Here is a 24,541-nt window from a genome sequence, read left to right as displayed (position 1 = left end):
AACATTAAGGATTTAAGAATTGACATAAATATTAAAATTAAGAACTAATAAATTGATTTAGATAAGAATCATTAAGAAGAATCTTAAAATCTTAATTTCTTAATGTTGAAATAAAGAAAAAAATCTTTGAATTTTTAAAACTTATGTGTTCTTTTCAAAAGTCGAATCACAAACTTAAAAATAACTAAAGTGTCAAACTTTTGTGCCTTTTGTGGTTAAAAAATAAAAGTTAAAAAATGAAATTTAAAAATATCATAAAACTCAGCGTTCTCTGTTTTGCCTTCGGAAATCTCTCCGCACAAAATCCGTGGCCAAAAGCGACCAACACCGCTCAACCTTGGACGCGTTGGTGGTGGATGGGAAGTGCTGTTGACGAAAAAGGTCTGGACAAACAATTGACAACCCTTTCAAAAGCGGGTTTCGGAGGAGTAGAAATTGTCCCGATTTATGGCGCAAAAGGGTTTGAAAATAAATACATCAATTATCTTTCTCCGGAATGGATGAAGATGCTGCAGTTCACGACAGATAAAGCTAAAAGTCTGAAAATGGGCGTTGATATGGCAGTCGGAACAGGCTGGCCAATTGGCGGACCTCAAGTTGATGAACAGGATGCTGCAACCAAAATGATTGTTCAGACTTACAGCATTCAGCCCAATGAAAAATTTTCTGAGAAGATTGTTTTAAAAGACGAGAAACAGAAGAATTTAAAGGCCACAAAACTAGACATCGTTACCGCTTACAATGAAAAAAATGAAGCGGTTGTTTTAACAGATAAAGTGACTCAAGACGGAACTTTAAATTGGAAACCAACCTCTGGAAAATGGACAATCTACGCAGTTTTTGTGGGTAAAACCTTGCAAAAAGTAAAACGTGCCGCTCCGGGTGGTGATGGCTATACTTTAGATCATTTTTCTCCCGATGCAACGAAAGATTATCTGAAAACATTTGACAAAGCTTTTGGAAATTCAAACTATGGAATCCGTTCGTTTTTCAATGACAGTTATGAGGTTTACGGTGCCGACTGGACTGCCGATTTTAAAGAACAATTTAAGAAAAGAAGAGGTTACGATTTAAGTCAGTATATCAAATATTTGGTGAGCGATGATGAAAGTGAAATAGCCGGAAGAATAAAGTCAGATTATCGTGAAACGATGAGCGAACTGATTTTGCATAATTTCACAGAAAATTTTACGAATTGGGCACATTCCAAAAACTCAAAAAATACCAATCAGGCACACGGTTCACCAGGAAATTTGCTGGACTTGTATGCGGCAGTCGATATTCCTGAATCTGAAACTTTCGGAAGTACAAAATTCGATATTCAGGGTTTAAGAAGAAATCTGGAAGACATCAATACAAAGGAAATTCCCGACATCAATATGCTGAAATTCGCATCTTCGGCGGCAAACATTACCGGAAAAACTTTGATTTCCAATGAATCTTTTACTTGGTTGACAGAACATTTCAAAACATCCTGGTCACAGGTAAAACCGGAAGCTGAACAGATTTTTTTATCCGGAATCAATCATATTTTTTATCACGGAACGACGTATACTCCTGCGGATGTTCAGTTTCCAGGCTGGTTGTTTTATGCTTCGACGAATTTCGTTCCTGAAAATTCCTTATGGCCAAATATTAAAGGTTTGAATTCTTACGTCGAAAGAACGCAATCTGTTCTGCAAAGCGGAAAATCAGATAATGAAATCCTGATGTACTGGCCAATTTATGACCAATGGGCAAGTGCGAAAGGAAAGGATATGGCGTTCAAAATTCATAATATTGAAAAGTGGCTGCATCCGACTGTATTTTATGAAAACCTTGAAAAATTGGGGAAATCCGGTTATTCTTTGGATATGATTTCGGATAAAATGATTGGTGAAGCGAAGTTTGAAAATCAGAATATTCAGGTTTCAAAAAATGGCGGTTCTTACAAGGTTTTAATTATTCCTCAACTGAATTATTTCTCAGAATTAACTTTAAAAAATATTTTAAATTTAGCTCAAAATGGCGCTTCTGTGATTTTCCAGAGTGAACCAAAAGACGTTCCGGGATTTTTTGAATTTGAAAAAAGAAGAAACGAATTACAATCTTTATGGGCAAAAATTCCTTTTCAGCAAGACGGAAATTTAAAATCTGCAACATTCGGAAAAGGAAGAATTGTGTTGAGTTCTGATGTTGAAAAAGCGTTGGAATATTTAAAAATTGAAAGAGAAAAGCTGACAGACACAGGATTGAAATTCGTCAGAAGAAAGTTTGACGGTGGAAAGTATTATTACATTGTCAATCATACTTCCAAAGAAATCAATCAAAATATTCCATTGAATTTTATCGGAAAACAGGTTGCTTTAATGAATCCTGAAAACGGAGATTTTGGTGTTGCTGAAGCACAGAATAATTCGGTAAAAGTTCAACTGAAATCAGGAGAATCATTAATTATAAAAGCTTCAGAAACTCCGGATAATTCGATTTCAAAATGGAAATATATTGAAAAAACGGAAGCTCCAATTGTTTTAAACCAGCCTTGGCAGCTTACTTTCAAAGATGGCGGTCCCGAACTTCCGAAATCAAAAACTTTAAACAAACTTCAACCTTGGACAAATTTCACGGAAGACTCTTCAACACAGAGTTTTTCCGGAACAGGAGTTTACACAACTTCATTTAAATTAAATAAAAAAGCTGATGATTTTGTACTGAAATTCGACAAATTATATGAAAGTGCAAAAGTCATCATCAACGGTCAAGATGCGGGAATTGTCTGGAGTCTTCCGTTTGAAATAAATGTCGGAAAATACTTGAAAAAAGGAAAAAATACCATTCAGATTGAGGTTTCCAACCTGATGGCAAACAAAATCCGTTATATGGACCAGAATAAAATCCAGTGGCGGAATTACCACGAAATTAATTTTGTCAACATCGATTATAAGCCGTTCGACGCTTCCAACTGGAAAGTACAACCTTCAGGTTTGGATGGTGAAATTCAATTAATTCCTGTATATTTCTCAAAATAATTTTAAAAAGTCCAGCAAATGAAACAATCTTTGTGTTCTTAGCTAAGTTTACGCATTTGCGAATTAAAAAACAGTTAGTAGTTAAAAAAACTTTGCGGACTTTGCGTTAAAAATTATAGAGAAACAGGCTAAATTAAATAGTATAATAAATTTATGAAACAAGTCATAGTAAAAACATTAGCATTAGGAACGCTCCTCACATTCGGATTTTCCAATGCTCAAAACAAACCGAAAGTCGTTTTAGACAACTTTTTCAATAACGAAAAAAAGGAAAATAAAGAAACCAAAGTCCTTGAATCTTGGCATTACACGTGGAACGATACTTCCAACGGAGGATTTTCTTTGCTGGGCGAAATTTTCCAGAAACAAGGCGCAGAAATCAGTACTTTGACGACTGCACCTTCCAAAAAAGACTTGAAAAACGCTAATATTTACATCATTGTTGATCCCGATATCGACAAAGAAGCGTACGGAGGAAAAGCGAATCTTATTGATGTCAATTCCATCAAAAACCTTACAGAATGGGTGAAAAAAGGCGGTGTTTTGGTTTTGATGAGCAACGACAACGGCAATTCTGAGTTTGAACATTTCAACAAATTGGCGGGAGAATTCGGGATTCATTTTAATGATGACAGTTACAACCGCGTTCAGAAAAGGGAATTTGAGCAGGGAAAAGTGATGGTTCCGGCCGGAAACGAGATTTTCTCCGAGCAAAAATTATATATGAAAGAAGTAAGTTCGATGGACGTAAAAGCTCCTGCCAAAGCCATTTTGACGGCAGAAGGGAAGAATATTGGAGCGGTTGCAAAAGTTGGCAAAGGAACCGTTTTCGCATTGGGAGATCCGTGGTGCTACAACGAGTATATCGACGGCAAAAAACTTCCGATAGATTTTACCAATTATCAGGGAACTGAAGAATGGGTAAAGTGGTTGCTGAAGCAGGTTTCTAAAAAATAATTGGATTTGTGCAATCGATTGAAGTTGTGTAATTAGAATTATTTGGGCAGCTATGAACTTCGTTCGTAAATTTCGATAAAAGCCTTCGCTTTTTCTCATTTGTGCCTTCCGCTCCCAAACCTAACGGAGTGGTTAGACGAAGTCAATCTTTTTTGCAAAGAAATTTCAGTCTAATACGCAAAAAGTGTTTCCGCTCAAGTCGGGCTGCGAGCGATTCAACGTTTCAGATATTATTGATAAAGTGTTTGTCATTCTGAACAAAATGAAATGTAGTGAAGAATCTCAAATAAACTAAGGAGATTCTTCCTTCGTCAGAATGACATTGTGAAAATATTAGTTTATAAAAGCATTTAGCCAAAACATAAAAATAATCAGATATTGATATAGATTTATGAAAATCAAATACATATTCATTACATCCTCTCTATTTCTTTCGCAAACATTCTTTGCCCAAAGACAAATGGAATATCTGAAAAGAGGAATCGTTGCCATTCCTGCAGAATCAGGCGTTTTTGTGAGTTGGCGTTTGCTGGGAACGGAAGCTCAGAATACTCATTTTGATGTGTACCGCACAGAAAATAATCAGACCAAAAAACTGAATGAGAAACCGTTGTTCAATGAAACTAATTTTTTAGATAAAACCGCTGATAAAGGAAAAAATTATACCTACTTCGTAAAATCAAATACACAACATCAGGACGTTGACCAAGATTTTGCAAAGTACACAGCAAATCAAAAACCTTATTTTTCAATTCCATTGAAAACACCTCAAGGTTACACGCCAAATGACGTTTCAGTTGCTGATTTGGATGGAGACGGAGAATACGAAATCATCCTTCATCAAACCGGAAGATCTCACGACAACAGTCAGAAAGGAGAAACAGATCCGCCGATTATTCAGGCTTATAAACTTAATGGACAGTTTTTGTGGGAAATTAATTTAGGCAAAAATATCAGGGAAGGAGCGCATTATACGCAGTTTTTGGTGTATGATTTAGACCAGGACGGAAAAGCGGAAATCGTTATGAAAACCGCCGACGGAAGCAAAGACGGAAAAGGAAAATTTATTGGAGATCCAACCAAAAATTACGTCAACGAAAACGGAATGATTCTTTCCGGACCGGAATTTCTAACGGTTTTTAATGGAGAAACAGGTGAAGAAATAAACACAGTCAATTATCAGGTTCCCAGATTTGCAGGCAGTTTAAATCCTACCAGTGAAGAAATGACCGAAACTTGGGGCGATGCCAAAGGAAACCGTATCGACCGGTTTTTGGGAGCTGTTGCTTACCTCGACGGAAAAATGCCGAGCGTGATTATGTCGAGAGGTTATTATACCAGAACAGCGATTGCGGCGTGGGATTTTAAAGATAAAAAACTAAATCTTCGCTGGCTTTTTGATACCGAAAGTTCAGAAGAAAATAAACAATATCGCGGGCAGGGGAATCATAATCTGAGCATTGCCGATGTTGATAATGACGGAAAAGATGAAATTGTTTTTGGTGCAATGACGGTTGATGACGACGGAAAAGTATTGAACAGCACAGGTTATGGTCACGGTGATGCGTTGCACGTTGGCGATTTAGATCCTTCGAATCCGGGATTGGAAATCTTTGATATTCAGGAGAGGTTTGATGATGCAGGAGCACATTTCAGAGACGGAAAAACTGGAAAGGTTTTGTGGAAATTACCTTCTACAGTTTACAGCCAGGCGAGTAAATTTCAGGGACCCGGAAGAGGTTTGTCGCTGAATGTCGACCCTCGTTATGATGGTTCGGAATGTTGGGCAGCAGGAGCCGGATTGAAAGGAGTTTATAGCTCAAAAGGAAAAAAAATTAGCGATAAAAATCCACCTGCAAATATGGGGATTTATTGGGATGGTGATTTTTTGAGCGAAATCTTAGATGGAACGGTTGTTTCAAAATGGGACTGGAAAAAAGAGAAATCAAATGTGATGTTTGATGCTAAAAATTTCCAATGCGAATCGAATAACGGAACAAAGAAAAACCCGGGTCTGGTTGCCGATTTATTCGGAGATTGGAGGGAAGAAGTGATGTACAGATCTGCCGATAATCAGGAATTGAGAATTTTTAGTACCACGATTCCGACGAAACATCGATTATATACTTTGATGCACAATCCACAATACCGATTAAGCATCGTCTGGCAAAATGTAGGGTATAATCAACCGCCGCACACCGATTATTACTTGGATGAATCGGTGAAGGGAGTTCCGAAACCGAATATTTTTGTGAAAAAGAAATAAACAATTAATTAAAAAAGACTGTACTTTTTTAACCACAAATCGAAGATTATCTCCTTTCAGTCGATGAATATTATTTCGACGAAATCAAAAGTCACAAAAGATTTTAAACATATAAGTTATTTAAGTTTATGATTCGGCTTTTGAAAAGAGCACAGAAATTTTGAAAATCAAAGATTTTCATAGCTAGCTTTTATAAGCGTTAGCGGCTTTGTGAAACTAAAAAAAATTGAATAAAAAACTTAGTGATCTTAGTGTTCAAAATACAATCATAAAAATAAAAAAATTATGAAAATCAAAATAATCATTCCCATTATAGCTTTAGTTGTACTTATTACAGCTTCATTTCAAAAAAATCAGAACAAACCGGTTTTATACATCATCGGAGATTCGACCGTCCAGAATGGTTCAGGAAAAGGAGCAGATTCACTTTGGGGATGGGGAAGTTTTATGGATTTGTTTTTAAATACGGATAAAATTGAAATTCAGAATCATGCAAAAGGTGGACGAAGCAGCAGAACTTTTGTGACCGAAGGAAGATGGGATTCCATTATGAAAACCATAAAGAAAGGTGATTATGTTTTGATGCAGTTTGGGCATAACGATGGTGGAGAGTTGGCAGATACTTTGAGAGCTAGAGGAACAATTAAAGGAATTGGAGATGAATCTAAAGATATTTATAACCCAATCAGAAAAGTAAATGAAACAGTGTATACTTTCGGACATTACATGAGAAAATATGCAAATGAAGCGAAATTTAAGGGAGCAATTCCAATTATCGTTTCGCCAATTCCTAGAAATAAATTTAATGCAGAAGGGAAAATTGAAAAAGATCAATATGGAGTTTGGGCTAAAGAAGTGGCACAACAGACCGGAGCTTATTTTTTAGATTTAAATACGATGGTTATCGAAAAATATGAAAAAATGGGTGCCGAAAAAGTGAAGGTTTATTTCCCAAAAGATCATACACATACCAATAAAGAAGGTGCCATTGTAAATGCAGAATTGGTAACAAAAGGTATTAAACAATTAAAAGGTTGTGACCTGAAAAAATACATTAAATAACGTATTGTGAATTCGTTTTTGATGTTTGAATAAATATGAAAACTGATTAAACTTTTTATTTTCAAAGTTTGTCATTCCCGTAGGAATCTAGGCAAAGTATTAGAAAATAAAATGGAAAGATTCGAGTCCAGATTCCTACCGGAATGACAAACTCTGTAAATATGTCCTAATGCTTAAATCGAGGACAAGAGCCATAGCCCCGATTGCAACGACATCCTTTTGTGTAGCGAAGCGGAGCAAAAGATATAGTGGAAAGCGGGAAAAGCTTCAAATAAAAATTTATGATTAAAAAGAAAATAGAAAAATAAATATATACTTATGAAAAAACTATTAACAGCAGGTTTTTTTGCCGTAATCATTGGGGGATTTTCCTCTTGTACGGCTCAAAAACAGAAAAATGCTAAGGTTGTTCTTCCCAACAAGAAGGAAGTTTTGGAAGTTGCTCAGCGAACGAATCAATATTTTATGAACAAATGGCCCGATACCAAAAAAGATATTGTTGGTAAGAAGGTTTGGCCAAGTAATTTGTGGACAAGAGCTGTTTATTACGAGGGTTTAATCGCATTATATAAAGTAGATCCTAAAAAAGAATATTACGATTATGCCATGTCATGGGCAAATAACCACAATTGGAATTTACAGCGTGGAACGTATACAAGAAATGCCGATCATCAGGCTTGCGGACAAACCTACCTTGATCTCTATGAAATTGATGGCAGAAAAAATCCAGAAAGGATTAAGAATGTAAAAGCTGCGATGGACAGCATGATTGCCACAAAAAAAGTAGACGATTGGTGGTGGATTGATGCGCTTCAAATGTCGATGCCGATTTTTACAAAATTAGGGAGAATTACAGGTGAGCAAAAATATTTCGACAGAAACTATGAAATGTACGCTTACACAAAATACAAGCATGGTGGAAATGGTTTATACAATCCAAAAGATCAGCTTTGGTGGAGAGATAAAGATTTTGTTCCGCCTTACAAAGAGCCGAATGGTGAAGATTGCTATTGGAGCCGTGGAAACGGTTGGGTAGTGGCGGCTCTGGCAAAAACATTAGATGATACCCCAAAATCTGATGCCCACTATAAAGAATATCTTAAGGACTACAAAGATATGTTGGCAGCTTTAGTTCCGCTTCAAAGACAGGACGGATTCTGGAATGTAAGTTTGCACGATCCCAATAATTTTGGCGGCAAAGAAACTACAGGTACTGCACTTTTCGTGTACGGAATGGCCTATGGAATCAACAAAGGATTAATTGATAAGAAAACCTATTTACCGGTTTTGGTTAAAGCCTGGAATGCGATGGTGAAAGATTCTGTTCAGCCCAACGGATTTTTAGGATGGGTTCAGGGAACAGGAAAAGAGCCTAAAGATGGGCAACCTTTAGCCGTAGACAAAGTTCCGGATTTTGAAGATTACGGATTGGGATGTTTCCTTTTGGCAGCGAGTGAAGTTTATAAATTAAAGTAAGATTTTAATAGCCAAGTAAAAAGAGCCAAGTTTAATACATGTTTCTGAAATAATTTAACCTGATGGATTTATGATTCATCAGGTTTTTATTGCTCAATTCAAAGAAGAAATAAGTGATGAGGTTTCCCGAAAGTTAGTCTCACCCTTGTAACAGCTTTTCTCAGAAGTCCGAAAGCTTGTTGTACCCTCGTAAGAACGTTTCGGAAGTTCCGAAAGCTTGTCGAACCCATGCATGAGGTTTTCGGAGATGTCCGAAAGTTTGTCGCACCTTAGGAACAAAGTTTCGGATATACAATTAAACCTTTTAAAATCTGTGAGGTTTTTGAAGTGTTATATCAAATTAGCTATAATTTCAGCTGTCATTTGCTGAGCAGAGCACCTTTGCGAACGAAGAAAAATAAAGCACTCAAAATATTAGCTTTGCGAACATAGCGTTAAAAATACTTTTCCCATCATTTCTTTTTGGTCAACTCAATTTCATAACATTTTTTGGATAATAAGCTGAAATCATAAACATGGCTGTATGTTTCGGGAAATATTTTAGCAGTAAATTAAATCTAAAATCATTATAACTGTCAATAAAATAATGGTTTAAACATTTTTTTTAAAACATGGCGAAAATTCTTATTTTATCGACACTTTAAGCATGACACTACAAGATGCGCAATCGGTTTCATCTTGGTAATTTTCAACATCAATCAATTAGAATAAATTATGAATGCATTATTAGGAGTAATTTTCCATTTTTTAGGAGGCTTTGCTTCGGGCAGTTTTTATATGCCCTACAAAAAAGTAAAAGGTTGGCAATGGGAAACTTTTTGGTTGATCGGGGGCTTGTTTTCGTGGATCATTGTTCCGCCTTTGGCAGCATTTCTTACAATTCCGAATTTTTGGGGCATTATTCAGAGTGAATCTTCATCTATCATAGGTTTCACATTCTTGTTTGGAGCACTTTGGGGAATCGGTGGTTTTATGTATGGTTTGGGTGTTCGTTATTTAGGTGTTGCTTTAGGAAGCAGTATTATGCTGGGCTTAACGATGGTGATCGGGTCGCTTCTTCCTTCTATTTATTATGAATTTAATCCGCAGGACGGAAAAGATAATATCGGCTTAATGCTTTCCAGTGAGTGGGGAAAAATGGTTCTCTTGGGGCTTTTGGTTTGCGTTATCGGGATCATTATCAGCGGAAAAGCGGGAGTGATGAAAGACAAAGAACTTCAGACAGACGCTGTTGATCCTCACGGGGTAGAGGTGAAAACGGAATATAAATTTGGTTTAGGATTAATTGTTGCCATTATTTCAGGAGTTTTAAGTGCGTGTTTCAATTTTGGTTTGGAAGCAGGAAAACCGATGGCCAATGTTGCCAATGAAGCCTGGAAGCTGGCAAATCCGAATCAGGGAGAGTTTCTTTTTCAGAATAATGTGACGTATGTTGTGGTACTTTGGGGCGGAATGGCTTCAAACCTTATCGGTTGTCTTTATCTTTCATTTAAAAATAAATCTTATACAGATTATACTAAAAAGAATGTTCCTGCAGTAAAAAATATTCTCTTCTGCGCTTTGGCAGGAACGATGTGGTTTTTACAGTTTTTCTTCTACGGAATGGGAGAAAGCAAAATGGGGAACGGCCCAAGCTCATGGATTTTACACATGGCATTCATCATTTTAATTGCCAATCTTTGGGGCGTTATCATCAAAGAATGGAAAGGGGTTTCCAGGAAAACAATCTCTACGATTGTAGTAGGAATGCTGGTAATGTTTGTTTCTATCTTAATTGTTGGGTACGGGAACTCGTTGAGATAAAATTTTTTTTAACCAAGTTTATTATTTCATATCGGATAATATAGTTTAATTTCTCGAAGGTGCTGATCTTTTCAGCACCTTTTTATATTAGAAAATGTATTTTTCGAAAGCACGATAAAACTTTTTGATAATCAAAATATTGCGGATTTTAAATTTAATTCCATATATTGTGATTAAATTTTTAAGGTTTTTGTTTATTGCTTAGAATGTTTACATTTATTTAAGTTAAATTATGAATATTTCGATGCAGGATATTGCAGGATGCCAGAATTTCTGTAACGGTGTATTTTGGTAATGTAAAAATTAATATATGTCTATTAAAATCAAACAGAAGAATTTTAAGCCACTTATCGCACCGCTATTTTTGCTTGCGTCTGGCTTTATGTTCGGGCAAAAGACAGTAAGTGATACTGTGAAAGACAAGACTAAAGATATTGAAGAAGTGGTAGTTATCGGTTATGGTAAAGTTAAGAAATCAGACTTAACGGGATCGGTATCTTCAGTTTCGGCAAAAGATTTGGCGGCAACGCCCGCAATGAATGCTTTACAGGCATTACAGGGAAGAGCGGCCGGTTTGAATATTGTTACGGCAGGTGGTGCCCCCGGAGCTACTGCCAACGTCACCGTTCGTGGTGGTGCATCTATTACTCAGGGTACGGAACCACTTTATATTGTAGATGGTTTTCAGCTGGACAATGCATTAAATATTATTAATCCAAATGATATTGAAAGTATCGATGTTTTGAAAGGTGCTTCGGCGATTGCTATTTATGGAGCTCGTGGTTCTAATGGTATTATTGTTATTAAAACGAAGACAGGTAAAAAAGGAAGGGTGACCATCAACTACAACTCTTTCATGTCATTTGATATGCTTTCAAAAAAATTGGATATGGTTTCCAATTCTGAGCAGTATGTAAAATATCAATATGAGATGGCTCAGCTTCAGGGAAAAACAACCCAGTGGAGTAATGTTTTCGATAACAGCTTAGGGGTAGATTCTCCTGGATTTTATACTGGCGTCTATAACAGAATAAATAATCGTTACGCATCAGCGTCTGCATTAGACTGGCAGGAAAAAATGTTGGGTGGTACAGGTTTAACACAAAACCATAATGTGAGCGTTTCGGCAGGGACAGATAAAACACAGACCTTTATCAGTTATAATTACAATAAGCAGGACGGTTTATTGCAAAATTTTAGCGAGACAAGAAACTCGTTACGTGCTAATATCAACTCAGAATTGGCTAAAGGAATTCGTTTGGATTTCAGCTCAATGTTTACTTCCAATTCTACAAACGGTGGTGGAGCATATTCGGGAATGAAGAAAATATTGCTTCAGCCTATTACCGGAGGAACACTATTTACACAGGATCAACTTTTTGAAACGCAGACTTTCCCTGATTTCTCCGCTCTAGATTCAAGTTTTGATACAGAAAACCCATATGTAGAAACCAGAGCCTCAACTCAAAACAGAAGAGCCAGAACATTTTTAGCAAATGTTGGGTTAGAATTTGATTTGTTAAAAGATTTCACATTCAGAACAGCAGGGTCTTACAATTGGACGAACAGTAAATCAATGGCTTTTTCAGATAAAAATTCTCGTGCATATCTTACGGATCCTATTAACACGGGAATCAACGGGAGTATTGGAAATTCTGAAGCGTACAGATATCAGGTAACAAATACATTGACTTATAATAAAACGTTAGGTGAAAAACATAAAATCACCGGACTAATTGGAAATGAAATTCTCTACCAGGAAAGTGAAAGCAATAGCATGAGGCTAATAAAATTCCCTTCTATTCTAAATTACGGATTAGATGACATTAGTAATGCTACAGTTGCTGATAAGGATGCAGACAGATCATCATATAGCTTAATTTCATATTTCGCGCGTGTAAATTACAATTATGATAATCGTTATTTACTAACAGGAACCATCCGTCGTGACGGTTCTTCAAAATTTGGACCAGGTAATAAATATGGGGTATTTCCGTCTGTGGCGGCTGCATGGAGAGTTTCTGAAGAAGGCTTCTGGAAAGGTTCTAAAATTGATAAATATATCAATGATGTAAAGTTCAGATTTGAATATGGAATTGTGGGTAACAATAGTTTACCTAACAACGTATTTAGAACCAATGTGGTAGGAACAGATTACCCTATGAATAATACAGTGGGGAATTTAGCATTAGTTACCAGCTCTGTTTTAGGGAATCGTTGGGTACAATGGGAAGAGATGAGATCTACCAACATAGGAGTAGATTTGGCTTTTTTTAATAATAGAATTAAGTTGACTTCCGAGTGGTATAATAATAATGTAAGCAAAATGTTGCTTGAAACTATACTTCCCGCTTCTACAGGATATAAAACCACATTTAAGAATATTGGTTCCATGAAAAATACCGGTATGGAATTCACTTTAAACTCTATCAACTTAAAATCTGAAAACTTCAGATGGTCTACGGATGCAAACATTGGATTTAATAAGTCAAAAGTATTGTCATTAGAAGACGGAATAACTTCTAAAACTTTCGGAGCAGGAAGCAACAGAGCGGGCATGGTAACCTATTATGCTACAGTAGGAGAAGAATTAGGGGATATGTATGGATATGTTTATCAGGGAATTTATACGACTGATGACTTTACCCAGGCGGCCAACGGAACATTAACTTTAAAACCAGGGGTAGTAAAACCTGCATCAGGAACACCAAAACCGGGTGATATTAAGTTTGCGGCGGATAATGCTGCCGGAGATCAGTTTACAAGAAAGATGGTAAAGATAGGAAATGGTACTCCGGATTTTATCGGGGGAATCAGCAATAACTTCTCTTACAAAGGCTTTGATCTGGCAGTATTTTTAAAGTTCAGCGTTGGAGGAGATGTTTATAATGCGACAAAGCATAGTATGAGTCCTTATGCGATGTTCCAAAATGTACCTTCAGAATTTGGGGATAATTATTATCGTGTGATTGACCCGAATACAGGACAGGCAACAACAAATCTGGCGAGATTAAAGGAACTTAACCCTGATGAAAATTCACGTCTTTGGAGCCTAAGCACGACAAACTCAAGTTATATTACTTATCCTTCCTCATATTATGTAGAAGATGGTTCTTATTTAAGAATTTCCATGGTAACTTTGGGGTACTCGTTTCCGAAAGAATTTTTGAGTCATATTAAATTGACGAATGCACGTATTTATGCTACCGTTAATAATTTGGCAACCATTACAGGATATTCAGGTTTTGACCCGGAAGTTTCAGCGGCAAGTGGGGTTACGGTTACACCTGGATATGATAGTTCTTCATTCCCAAGATCCAGAAGCTATGTTCTGGGTATCAATTTAACTTTTTAATATTTAATGTTTTCATCATGAAAAATATATTTAACAAAAACCTTATAAAAGCACTTATAATCGTTCCAACGATTTTGGTTGCTGGTTTAAGCATTAGTTCCTGTAGCGATGATTTTTTAAATCAACCCGCTTATAATTCATCTGATACCGAATCGGTATTTACCAATATAGAGACTGCAGATGCTTTCGTTCAGGGGCTTTACAGAGGTTTGGTTCCGACAGAAATGTTTTACCAATTAGGAGCAGGAGATACGGTAACTCATTCTGCAGAAGACGGATCTACCAATAATTCCAAATACAATATATGTAACTATCAATATGATGCCTATACTCCTAATACGATTACAGGTATTTATGCGGCAATGTATGCGGTGATAGAACGATCTAATATTGCAATCAGCAGGTTGCCAACAATGCCGGCTAGTCCGAAACGTGATGCTCTGTTAGCGGAGGCAAAGGCTATTCGTGCATTCTGTTACTATAACTTAATCCGTGTGTATGGTGACGTACCAGCAATCTGGATTCCTTTGGAAGAAGCAGATCCTAGTGATCCAAGCACGCTGTATCCTAAACGTTCTCCACGAGACGGAATATACGACCGTATTATTGCTGATATTCAGGAATCAATAAATAATTTACCGACATCGAACGGGTCACCGGAAAGATTAAACAAACAATCAACCAATGCATTGTTGGCAAGAATTGCTTTGTATGCAGCAGGATATTCTCTGCGTTGGGATCTGAATACTGGAGCACCAGGTACAATGTCTCGCCGTCCGGATAATGCAAGAGTTCAGCAACTGTATCAGATTGCAGATGCTGCAGCAGCTTCGGTAATTAATGGAGGTACTAACAGCTTAGTTCAGGCTCAGGGAGGAAAAAGTGGTTTTGAAGCACTATGGTTTAATTTTGACAGAAGAAATTTTGCGGCTGTAAATCAGGAGATGCTTTGGCATATCGCTGAATATGGACCTAACACCAACTCAGCATTTGGAGTATATGCACATCCGGGTTCAAGAGGGGGAACTTACGGTTCTCGTAAGGCATTACAGTTTATACTTCCAAGTTACTATCTTTCTTTCAATCAGTTAGATAAACGTAGAGACGTGGCCTGTACTTCTTACAGTATCTATTTCTTAAATACAGGGGCAGCAAGTGATACTTGGGTAGATGTAGGGACTACCTATTCTTGTATTATGCCGGGTAAATTCAGAATCAGCTGGTGTGTGGAGCCGCAGGCTGCAGATGCACGTAACCTGAATATTCCTATCATTCGATATGCTGACGTATTATTGATGTATGCAGAAACTCAGAATTATTTAAACGGAGGACCTACAGCAGCAGGAATTGCTGCTTTACAACAAGTAAGAAATCGTGCAGGAATCGGGTCTATGGCAATTCCGAGTGGTCAGCAAGCATTTGAAGATGCTTTGGTTCAGGAACGGAAGTGGGAATTTTCGGATGAATTTATGCTTCGTACAGATTTAATAAGGATGAATCGTATTGCCAGTGAAATCAATGCTACGAAACAGGCAATGAAAAACTTGTCGAACCGTACAGGTCAGTTTGCTTCAACACCGATTTATCGTCTTTATAAATATCACAAAAATGCACAGGTTTACGGAGATCCGTTTTTAGCGGTTACTTACATCGATTTAACAGATCCTGCACAGATTGCGCAAGTTCAGGCCGTTCCTACAAGTTCATCAGGTTATGCAGCTTATCAGACAACTTTGAAGGCTATTGCATTAGCAAACGGACAAACTTCAACGGCTGAGGACAAATGGTATCCTGCCAATATGTTCCAGGCGTATACAAGTACATTTAATGGTAATGCAAGGAAAGCGGTAGGGTTTACAGGAGGATTTAATACTCTTCAAATCGGAAATATCATTTACACAAAACCAACGGGTTCTGCGGAAAACGGAGGAACTTATCCAAACTGGATCGAAGGTGGTGGAGATGGTTTGTTCTACGGATTTGTACCGAATAAAACAGAGCTACTTCCTTTTGCTGCTCAATCAGCGGGTCATCCATTAGTTGATAACCCTAATCTGAGTCAGTTACCTGGATATTAATCAGAAGTAATAATTCATTAAATTTTAAACATTAAGGAATTGAAGTTTTAATTAAGAGGTCAGGAATAAGATATACAATATGTTATGATTCTACCGAAACTTTTAAGCTTCAAATTTCTTAATGTTTAATTTTTTTAAGTATATAATCACAAAATATTAATCATTATAACCCAATCAGATTGGAGTAAGTCGTTAAAAGGTGAATTAAAAAAAGAAAACATTAATTTATCTTTAAATAAAGCATTTAGCAGTATAGTACGGGATGCGGTAAAAAATATTACAGTCTAATTTTGGGTAAGATTTAGAAATATAAGACAAACAATGGAAAAAGTAAAAACATTCAAATACGTAGACTATTTGTGGGATGATGAAAAAGCAGCATCTTTCGGAGATGACCAGGTTGCTTTATTTTTATACCGTTCAAACATTTTGGGAGCAGACCTTAGAATCACCAATTATGGAGGCGGAAACACAAGCTGTAAAACCATCGAGAAAGACCCTTTAACGAATGAAGAAGTTGAGGTAATGTGGGTAAAAGGTTCAGGTGGTGACATCGGAACGCTGACGAGAAAAGGGATTGCTGGTTTGTACACAGAAAGATTAAGAAATCTTAAAAATGTATACGAAGGTTTGGCAGACGAAGACAGAATGGTTGGGCTTTTCAATCACTGTATTTACGATTTAGACAGCAAAGCGCCTTCTATTGATACGCCACTTCACGGACTTCTTCCATTTAAACATATCGACCACCTTCACCCGGATGCTCTTATTGCAGTTGCTGCAGCAAAAGATAGTCAGGCGGTAACTAAAGAAATCTGGGGCGATACAATGGGGTGGGTGCCTTGGCAAAAACCAGGGTTTGACTTAGGTTTACAGTTAGAAAAATGTTTAAACGATAATCCTGGAATCAGAGGGATTGTGTTAGGAAGCCACGGTTTATTTACTTGGGGAGATACTTCTTACGAATCTTACATCAACAGTTTGGAAGTGATCGAAATGGCTTCTGAATATATCGCTAAAAAAATCGAAGAAAAAGGTCAGGTTTTTGGCGGACAAAAAGTAGAATCCCTTCCAGCTGAAGAGCGTAAAGAAAAAGCAGCTCAGATTATGCCTTTACTAAGAGGTTTGGCTTCTTCTGAAAACAGAATGGTAGGTCATTTCACAGACAGCGATGTCGTGTTGGAATACATCAACAGTAATGACTTGGAAAGATTGGCTCCGCTTGGAACTTCTTGCCCGGATCACTTCCTGAGAACTAAAATTCAACCTTTAGTTTTAACTTTAGATAAAAATGAAGATTTAACAGATTCTAAAGCGATTTTAGAAAAATTAAATCCACTTTTCGAGCAATACAGACAGGAATACAAAGACTATTACGAAACTTGTAAGCATCCAAACAGCCCTGCAATGCGTGATCCGAATCCGGTGATCATCATTTATCCGGGAGTGGGAATGTTCAGTTTCTCAAAAGATAAGCAGACAACACGTGTTGCAAGCGAGTTTTATGTGAACGCAATTAACGTAATGAGAGGTGCAGAAGCCATTTCTGAATACACTTCATTACCAAGACAGGAAGCATTCGACATCGAATATTGGTTATTGGAAGAAGCAAAACTTCAGAGAATGCCGAAAGAAAAGCCATTGTCAAGAAAAATTGCTATCGTAACCGGAGCCGGAGGCGGAATCGGACAGGCAATTGCTGATAAAATGGTTGCTGAAGGGGCAGTTGTCGTTTATACCGATTTAAATACAGAAGCGGTAGAATCTGCAACTTCAAAATACAACAAAGATCAGGCGGTTGCTGTTCAGTGTGATGTAACGAGCGAAGAAGCGATTGCCAATGCTTTCAAAGAAACAGTTTTGGCTTTCGGTGGAGTAGATATTATCGTTCATTCAGCTGGTTTGGCGATTTCTAAATCATTGGAAGATACGACCACCAAAGACTGGGATTTGCTGGAAAATGTTTTGGTAAAAGGTCAGTTCCTGATGTCAAAAAGCGGTGTAGAAATTATGAAAAAGCAAAATTTAGGTGGCGACATCGTAAATATTGCAAGTAAAAATGGTTTGGTTGCAGGCCCAAATAACGTAGCTTACGGAACAGCAAAAGCAGCGCAACAGCATATGACGAGGTTATTGGCAGCAGAATTGGCAACAGATAAAATCCGTGTGAATGTTGTAAATCCTGACGGCGTAATCGTTGGAAGCAAAATATGGGAAGGTTCTTGGGCAGAAGGCCGTGCAAAAGCCAACGGAATCACCGTTGAAGAATTGCCTGCATTCTACGCAAAAAGAAACCTTTTAAACGAAATTATTCTTCCGGAAGATATCGCCAACGGAGTGTTTGCGTGTGTTGCGATTTTAGATAAATCTACAGGGAATATCATCAATGTAGACGGTGGAATGGCAAATGCGTTCCCGAGATAAAACTATAGAATAAGCAATTGATTAAACCGCATTTGTGTTAGTTTAATCAATTGTTTTCTCTCCAAGCCACAAAGTGGCGACATAAAACAGCATAGGGTGAAGCCCTATGGAAAAGAAATATCATCAATGTAGATGGCGGAATGACAAATGCGTTCCCAAGATAATAATAATTTAACCACAAAAGACACAAAAGTTTCTTAGAGATATTATTAAAATTCTGATAAGATCAAAAAAGGATTATGAAAGTTATTTTCAATATAGCAAAGCTTTTTTGAACTTTTATTTTCAATAATTTTAAACTTTAAAAATAAAAAAGGTCTTTTGTGACTTTTGTGGTAAAATCAAAAATCAAAATATGATTATAGGAAAAGATATCATAGAACAAAATAATAAAAGCGAGGTTGAAAATTTCAATTCAGACTTCGCATATTTATCAGATAAATTAACAAAATCAGGAGCAAACGTTTCTGAAATTGTCAACAAAATTGCTGACTTCCAAGTGGCAATTCCAAGCTGGGCTTTGGGAGCAGGCGGAACTCGTTTCGGAAGGTTTTCTTACGGCGGCGAACCCTCTTCTTTAGAACAAAAATTAGATGATGTAGGATTAATTCACGCTTTAACACATTCTGCAGGAGCAGTTTCTCTTCATATTCCTTGGGATATTCCGAGTGATGTTGCAGCGATTAAAGAAAAAGCAGCCTCTCACGGATTGATTTTCGATGCGATGAATTCAAACACATTCCAGGATCAGCCGAACGCAAAACAATCGTACAAATTTGGTTCGTTAAATGCGGTAAATGAAGATGCAAGAGCTTACGCAGTAGAGCATAACAAAGAAGTCATCAGAATCGGGAAAGAATTAGACTCAAAAAGCTTAACCGTTTGGTTGGCCGATGGAGCAAGTTTCCCTGGACAATTAAATTTCCAGACCGCTTTGTCAAAAACTGAACAGAGTTTAAAAGAAATCTACGCAGAAATGCCGGAAGACTGGAAATTATTCATCGAATATAAACCATACGAACCGAATTTCTATTCAACAACCATCCAGGATTGGGGAACATCTTTTATGCTGGCAAATGCTTGCGGAGATAGAGCCTATACTTTGGTAGATTTAGGTCACCACTTACCGAATTCAAACATCGAACAAATCGTTGCAACCTTGATGTATAAAGGTAAATTAGGAGGTTTCCACTTCAACGACAGCAAATATGGAGATGATGATTTAACGGTAGGTTCAATCAAACCTTATGCATTATTCCTGATTTTCAACGAACTGGTGTACGGAATCGAGAACAATCCGAATAACCCTTATCCGGCTTGGATGATTGATGCAAGTCACAACATCAAAGATCCTTTGGAAGATTTAATTCAGTCTTTGGAAGCGATTCTAATTGCTTATGCACAGGCTCTTTTGGTCGACCAAAAAGCATTGAAAGATGCTCAGTTGAACAATGACGTAGTTCGTGCACAGGAAATTTTGCAGAATGCGTACAGAACAGACGTGCGTCCATTATTAAAAGCAGCGAGATTGCAGACAGGTGCGGCATTAGATCCGATTTCAGCGTACAGAAATCTTAAAGTAAGAGAAACATTAATCTCTGAAAGAGGTCTGAATGTAAAAGCAACAGGATTATAAGCTTGTTTTAATTTGATAATTTAAACTTTCAGGTGCAATCGAAAGTTTTTAATTATATGTATCCTTATATTTTTATCATTAAGGTTGAAAGTGTTTAGATTGTTAGGATGTAAGCGTTGCTGCTTAAGAAATAAGTGGATTTTTTCTTAATGCATCTTACCGTCTAAACACTCCTTAATGGTGTTAAAATAACTAAATTTAAATTGAATATTCAATAAATATAATTATCATTTGCTGAGTGAACACCTTTGCGAACTTAAAAATGCATAGTAACCAAGAAAATCTTTGCGGACTTTGCGTTAAAATAAAATAGAAACAGACAAATTACTGTGAATGTTAATGCTATTTGTGTTTAAATAAAAGATTGCTTCGTCGCTTCGCTCCTCGCAATGACAAAAAATTCATCCCAAGAATGTCTAAAAAAAAGGTAACCATCGTATTTGATATTGGAAAAACCAACAAAAAGTTTTTTCTGTTTGATAAAAATTACAAAGAAGTTGTTCGTGAGTATACAGAATTGCCACTTACGACCGATGAAGACGGTTATCCCACGGAAGATCTGGTCGCTTTGCAAAACTGGATCAAAGATAATTTTAATGCCATTCTTGACGATGAAAACTTTGAAGTAAAAGCCATCAATTTCTCTACTTACGGAGCGAGTTTTGTACACTTGGATCAGAAAGGAAATGTTCTGACGCCTTTGTACAATTACACCAAACCGATGGAAGATGAAATACTGGATTTATTCTATGAGAAACACGGAAGCAAACTGAAAATTGCCCGTGAAACAGCTTCTCCACAAGCAGGAATGCTCAATTCAGGATTGCAGTTGTTTTGGTTAAAATACAGGCATCCGGAAGTCTTCAAAAAAATCCGCTACAGTTTACATTTGCCTCAGTATTTATCGTATTTGTTTACCGGAATCTGTGTGTCGGAATTTACTTCGATAGGCTGCCACACCAATTTGTGGGATTACGATAAAAATGATTATCACGACTGGGTTTACGAAGAGGAAATCGATGCTTTGTTACCTCCGATTGTACCAACTTCTGCAAGTATCAATACATCTTACAGAAATAAAAAAATAAAAATAGGCGTTGGAATTCACGACAGTTCTTCAGCGCTTTTACCTTATATTTTAAGTAAAAAAGAACCTTTTCTATTGCTTTCGACAGGAACCTGGAGTATTTCCCTGAATCCTTTTAACGATGAAAGTTTAACGGATGAAGATATCGAAAACAACTGCCTGAATTATATGCGAATCGATGGAAAACGTGTGAAAGCATCCCGTTTTTTCATGGGGAATGAATATAAAATTCAGGTTGAAAAGCTGTGTGCTCATTATGGAAAAGAATATGGTTTCCATAGAGAGGTTCAGTTCGATCAGGATTTGTATCTGCGTTTGATGAAGCATAAAGCGGTGTATTTCCGTTTTGAAGGCATAATTTTAAAAAGAAAAATGATCAGCGAGACAGATTTAAACTCCTTTGCAACATTTGAAGAAGCGTATCATCAGCTGATGATTGAGTTGATGGATTTACAGATTCACACGATCAAAAATGCCATCGGAAATTCAGAGATTGAGAACATTTACATTGATGGCGGATTTACAGACAATGATGTATTTATGAAACTGATGTCGCATCATTTTCAGCATTACAATGTGATGTCTACGCATTCTCCGCTGGGTTCTGCATTAGGAGCTTCGATGGTGATTTCCAACAAAAAGATAGACGAAACTTTTTTACAGCAGCATTATCAGATGAAAGTGCTGCAACCTTTAATTTTTAATTTATAAATTTTGTTGGAAGCTGGAAGTCAGATGCTGGAAGTTAAATAAAAATATACATATTAATTAATTTTGTATCGTCTATCATCAATTATCAAACATCCATCACCCAACATCAAACATCAAACAAACTATGGCATTTCCATTTGATACCAAATATGCATCGCTTGAACTTTTAATTGAAAGAGCTCAAAAAAGAATGCCCCGTTTTGCCTTTGAATATCTGGACGGAGGCTGTAATGAAAACATCAACCGCGACCGAAATACAAGCGAATTGCGTGAAGTTTTGCTTCGTCCGCAATATCTGAACAACAACTACGCAGAAGCCAATATGGAAACCGAATTATTCGGAAAAACCTATTCTGCACCTTTCGGAATTTCTCCGGTGGGTTTACAGGGGTTAATGTGGCCGAATGCTCCTGAAATTTTGGCAAAAGCAGCTTTTAAACATAATATTCCTTTCATTTTAAGTACCGTAACAACAAGCAGCATCGAAAGAATTGCTGAATTAACGGAAGGAAAAGCTTGGTATCAGTTATATCATCCGAAAGAAGAATGGTTGAGAGACGATATTCTCGACCGTTGTGAAGCTTCCGGTTACGATGTACTTTGTGTTTTATCGGATGTTCCCACTTTTGGGTACAGAGCAAAAGAAATCAGAAACGGTTTGGCAATGCCTCCACAACTAAATTTCAGAAATGTTTCTCAGGCTTTGGTAAAACCTCAGTGGTGTTTGGAAATGCTGAAACACGGCGTTCCGAGTTTTAAAACCATGGAAAAATACATGGATAAAACCATGAACGTAAAACAATTGGGACAGTTCATGAATTCTACTTTTTCAGGAAGATTAAATTCTGATAGAATCAAAGCCATCCGCGATAAATGGAAAGGAAAGCTGGTCATCAAAGGTGTTGCTTCTGATGAAGATGCCGCAGAAGCAGTACGTTTAGGCTTCGACGGAATGATTATTTCCAATCATGGCGGAAGACAGCTTGATGCAGGAGAATCTACGATCGCTGTGGTAAAAGAAATCAGCGAAAAATATAAAGGTCAGATTAAAATCATGATGGACAGTGGGATAAGAACCGGCCCGGATGTTGCCCGTGCTTTAAGTTGTGGTGCCGAATTTACCTTTATGGGAAGAACTTTCATGTATGCAGTCGGTGCTTTGGGCGATAAAGGTGGTGATCACATTATCGAAATGCTGAAAATGCAGTTTAGACAGGTTATGGAACAGGTTTGCTGTGATAAACCGGAGCAGTTACAGAATTTCAGGGTAAAATAGTTTTTTAACTAAATAATATAATTCTCGGAATATAAATGATAAAAACGAAAGGAAGATTAAATCTGAAAAAATGGATCCGTATCAGAACAGATACGGATCCATTTTTTTATTAATAAAGATTTTAAGATAATTACTGTGAAATTTAAAATTTTTAAAAATAATATATTACTCCAATTCTATAAACATCTCTTTTAGAGTCGTAATAACCTAAAATAATATCATCATATTGTTTTGTAAATCCTTTGGAAAATGTGCCTTCTACTGTAAAATGATTGGATATCTTATAATCTATTCCTAAATCTCCACTATAACCAAATCTTCTGTTAAAATGATAAGGCTGGCTTGTTTCATTGTCCGGAATATAGTTTAATTTTGGTCCTGCTAATAAAGAAAATCGTTTGTAAAAATTATATTTATAGTACAAAGCAAGTTCTAAAAATGTAACTCTATCGGTATATGAAACCAATACATTAGTCTGGACAAATGATTTTGCTGACAATTGTTTTTCCAAATTTATACCTCCATATAATTCGCCTCCGTTACTTAAATATCCTGAGGGCCCACCATTCCTATCAACTGCATTAACATTAGAATAATTCCATCCTGCTTTAACTCCGAATTTTAAAGGATAGTTTTGAGAAAAACATAAGAGACAGGAAAATGAAAGTAAAGTACTGAATAATAAACTCTTAGAAGAGTCATTTTTTTTCATGGTTTTATTTATTAATTTGGCGGTAAATATAAAAAATAAATTAAATGATAAAGAAAAATATTTAGACAAGATGTTGAAATTAATTCTATAAAAAAAACAAGTTATAAACCTGATTGAATTAACGTCAGAAATCAATTTCTCAATTCAATTTTATAACTTGTTTTTACCTTTCTTTTACTTTACAAGCTCTACTTCGCCTTCACCGCCTGTCTCGCCAGCAATTTCCAATCCTTTTTCATTTTAACCCAGACTAAAACAATATCCAGGCTCACATCTCCAGGAGCTTTTCCAGCATCGGCAGTCGTTGCATATAAATGATGACGAACAATCGCTGTATTCCCTACAACCTGTACATTTTGATTGGTAATATCAATGGTCACAAAATCCGACTTTTTACTGACCAATTTATCCACAAATTCCTTTGCATCGTCAATGTGACCTCCCGAATGTCCGTAAGTCAGCTCAGGTAAAATCAAAGATTCCAGAGCAGTTTTTTCTCCGCTTACCATTGCCAGTCTGAGTTTTTCTGAGACCTCAGTTACCAATTCAGAATCATTCTTTTTTTGTGCGGAAACAGCAATTACTATAAGAAAACTTACAGCAAAAATGAATTTTTTAATCATATTTAAATTAATTGTATTAAAATTATTGAGTAAATCAAGAACAAATATATTTATGTAATCGATTGCG

Annotated in this window: 14 protein-coding genes; 12 read left to right on the top strand and 2 right to left on the bottom strand. The window is 36.7% G+C overall.

Annotated elements, in window-relative coordinates; genetic code table 11:
• Nucleotides 1-236: 236 nt before the first annotated feature.
• From BUA89_RS13845 to BUA89_RS13790, 12 genes are all read left to right on the top strand, one after another.
• On the top strand, nucleotides 237-3,008 hold the full coding sequence (locus BUA89_RS13845) for a glycosyl hydrolase (RefSeq protein ID WP_072958995.1): 2,772 nt from the start codon (nucleotides 237-239) through the stop codon (nucleotides 3,006-3,008).
• A 153-nt stretch (nucleotides 3,009-3,161) separates the two neighbouring features.
• Complete coding sequence (locus tag BUA89_RS13840) at nucleotides 3,162-3,965, top strand: DUF4350 domain-containing protein (RefSeq protein ID WP_072958992.1); 804 nt, start codon at nucleotides 3,162-3,164, stop codon at nucleotides 3,963-3,965.
• A 391-nt stretch (nucleotides 3,966-4,356) separates the two neighbouring features.
• On the top strand, nucleotides 4,357-6,231 hold the full coding sequence (locus BUA89_RS13835; protein ID WP_072958989.1) for a rhamnogalacturonan lyase: 1,875 nt from the start codon (nucleotides 4,357-4,359) through the stop codon (nucleotides 6,229-6,231).
• 285 nt (nucleotides 6,232-6,516) lie between these two features.
• Nucleotides 6,517-7,293 carry a rhamnogalacturonan acetylesterase gene (locus tag BUA89_RS13830; protein WP_072958986.1) on the top strand — a complete coding sequence of 259 codons (777 nt, stop codon included), beginning with the start codon at nucleotides 6,517-6,519 and terminating at the stop codon, nucleotides 7,291-7,293.
• Nucleotides 7,294-7,611: 318 nt separating this feature from the next.
• Nucleotides 7,612-8,769, top strand: coding sequence for a glycoside hydrolase family 88/105 protein (locus BUA89_RS13825; protein WP_072958984.1), 1,158 nt, complete (start codon nucleotides 7,612-7,614; stop codon nucleotides 8,767-8,769).
• Between the two features lie 714 nt (nucleotides 8,770-9,483).
• On the top strand, nucleotides 9,484-10,572 hold the full coding sequence (rhaT, locus tag BUA89_RS13820) for an L-rhamnose/proton symporter RhaT (RefSeq protein WP_072958981.1): 1,089 nt from the start codon (nucleotides 9,484-9,486) through the stop codon (nucleotides 10,570-10,572).
• 310 nt (nucleotides 10,573-10,882) lie between these two features.
• Nucleotides 10,883-13,927 carry a SusC/RagA family TonB-linked outer membrane protein gene (locus tag BUA89_RS13815; RefSeq protein WP_072958977.1) on the top strand — a complete coding sequence of 1,015 codons (3,045 nt, stop codon included), beginning with the start codon at nucleotides 10,883-10,885 and terminating at the stop codon, nucleotides 13,925-13,927.
• Between the two features lie 17 nt (nucleotides 13,928-13,944).
• A complete protein-coding gene (locus BUA89_RS13810; protein ID WP_143152346.1) occupies nucleotides 13,945-16,005 on the top strand; it encodes a RagB/SusD family nutrient uptake outer membrane protein in 2,061 nt (686 codons plus the stop codon).
• A gap of 321 nt (nucleotides 16,006-16,326) precedes the next feature.
• Nucleotides 16,327-18,429, top strand: a complete 2,103-nt coding sequence (locus BUA89_RS13805; RefSeq protein ID WP_072958972.1) for a bifunctional aldolase/short-chain dehydrogenase — start codon at nucleotides 16,327-16,329, stop codon at nucleotides 18,427-18,429.
• A 355-nt stretch (nucleotides 18,430-18,784) separates the two neighbouring features.
• Nucleotides 18,785-20,065 carry a sugar isomerase gene (locus BUA89_RS13800; RefSeq protein WP_072958969.1) on the top strand — a complete coding sequence of 427 codons (1,281 nt, stop codon included), beginning with the start codon at nucleotides 18,785-18,787 and terminating at the stop codon, nucleotides 20,063-20,065.
• Between the two features lie 412 nt (nucleotides 20,066-20,477).
• A complete protein-coding gene (locus tag BUA89_RS13795) occupies nucleotides 20,478-21,863 on the top strand; it encodes an FGGY-family carbohydrate kinase (protein ID WP_072958966.1) in 1,386 nt (461 codons plus the stop codon).
• Between the two features lie 124 nt (nucleotides 21,864-21,987).
• A complete protein-coding gene (locus BUA89_RS13790; protein ID WP_072958963.1) occupies nucleotides 21,988-23,139 on the top strand; it encodes an alpha-hydroxy acid oxidase in 1,152 nt (383 codons plus the stop codon).
• A gap of 151 nt (nucleotides 23,140-23,290) precedes the next feature.
• On the opposite strand, the gene BUA89_RS13785 is transcribed toward BUA89_RS13790, so the two are convergent.
• Both BUA89_RS13785 and BUA89_RS13780 read right to left on the bottom strand, forming a co-directional pair.
• On the bottom strand, nucleotides 23,291-23,851 hold the full coding sequence (locus BUA89_RS13785) for an outer membrane beta-barrel protein (RefSeq protein ID WP_072958961.1): 561 nt from the start codon (nucleotides 23,849-23,851) through the stop codon (nucleotides 23,291-23,293).
• Nucleotides 23,852-24,039: 188 nt separating this feature from the next.
• Nucleotides 24,040-24,474, bottom strand: a complete 435-nt coding sequence (locus BUA89_RS13780) for a nuclear transport factor 2 family protein (RefSeq protein WP_072958958.1) — start codon at nucleotides 24,472-24,474, stop codon at nucleotides 24,040-24,042.
• Nucleotides 24,475-24,541: the final 67 nt, after the last annotated feature.

Origin of the sequence: Chryseobacterium arachidis, assembly GCF_900129245.1 — a bacterium.
In the GTDB taxonomy this organism is placed as follows: Bacteria; Bacteroidota; Bacteroidia; order Flavobacteriales; family Weeksellaceae; genus Chryseobacterium; species Chryseobacterium arachidis.
This window is presented reverse-complemented; position numbering and strand designations above follow the sequence as displayed.

What these genes read in the sequence shown, in the direction of transcription:
- BUA89_RS13840 (WP_072958992.1), top strand. Translation starts at nt 3,162, where the DNA reads ATGAAACAAGTCATAGTAAAAACATTAGCATTAGGAACGCTCCTCACA.
- BUA89_RS13800 (WP_072958969.1), top strand. Translation starts at nt 18,785, where the DNA reads ATGATTATAGGAAAAGATATCATAGAACAAAATAATAAAAGCGAGGTT.
- BUA89_RS13825 (WP_072958984.1), top strand. Translation starts at nt 7,612, where the DNA reads ATGAAAAAACTATTAACAGCAGGTTTTTTTGCCGTAATCATTGGGGGA.
- BUA89_RS13780 (WP_072958958.1), bottom strand. Translation starts at nt 24,474, where the DNA reads ATGATTAAAAAATTCATTTTTGCTGTAAGTTTTCTTATAGTAATTGCT.
- BUA89_RS13810 (WP_143152346.1), top strand. Translation starts at nt 13,945, where the DNA reads ATGAAAAATATATTTAACAAAAACCTTATAAAAGCACTTATAATCGTT.
- rhaT (WP_072958981.1), top strand. Translation starts at nt 9,484, where the DNA reads ATGAATGCATTATTAGGAGTAATTTTCCATTTTTTAGGAGGCTTTGCT.
- BUA89_RS13795 (WP_072958966.1), top strand. Translation starts at nt 20,478, where the DNA reads ATGTCTAAAAAAAAGGTAACCATCGTATTTGATATTGGAAAAACCAAC.
- BUA89_RS13815 (WP_072958977.1), top strand. Translation starts at nt 10,883, where the DNA reads ATGTCTATTAAAATCAAACAGAAGAATTTTAAGCCACTTATCGCACCG.
- BUA89_RS13830 (WP_072958986.1), top strand. Translation starts at nt 6,517, where the DNA reads ATGAAAATCAAAATAATCATTCCCATTATAGCTTTAGTTGTACTTATT.
- BUA89_RS13785 (WP_072958961.1), bottom strand. Translation starts at nt 23,851, where the DNA reads ATGAAAAAAAATGACTCTTCTAAGAGTTTATTATTCAGTACTTTACTT.
- BUA89_RS13790 (WP_072958963.1), top strand. Translation starts at nt 21,988, where the DNA reads ATGGCATTTCCATTTGATACCAAATATGCATCGCTTGAACTTTTAATT.
- BUA89_RS13805 (WP_072958972.1), top strand. Translation starts at nt 16,327, where the DNA reads ATGGAAAAAGTAAAAACATTCAAATACGTAGACTATTTGTGGGATGAT.
- BUA89_RS13845 (WP_072958995.1), top strand. Translation starts at nt 237, where the DNA reads ATGAAATTTAAAAATATCATAAAACTCAGCGTTCTCTGTTTTGCCTTC.
- BUA89_RS13835 (WP_072958989.1), top strand. Translation starts at nt 4,357, where the DNA reads ATGAAAATCAAATACATATTCATTACATCCTCTCTATTTCTTTCGCAA.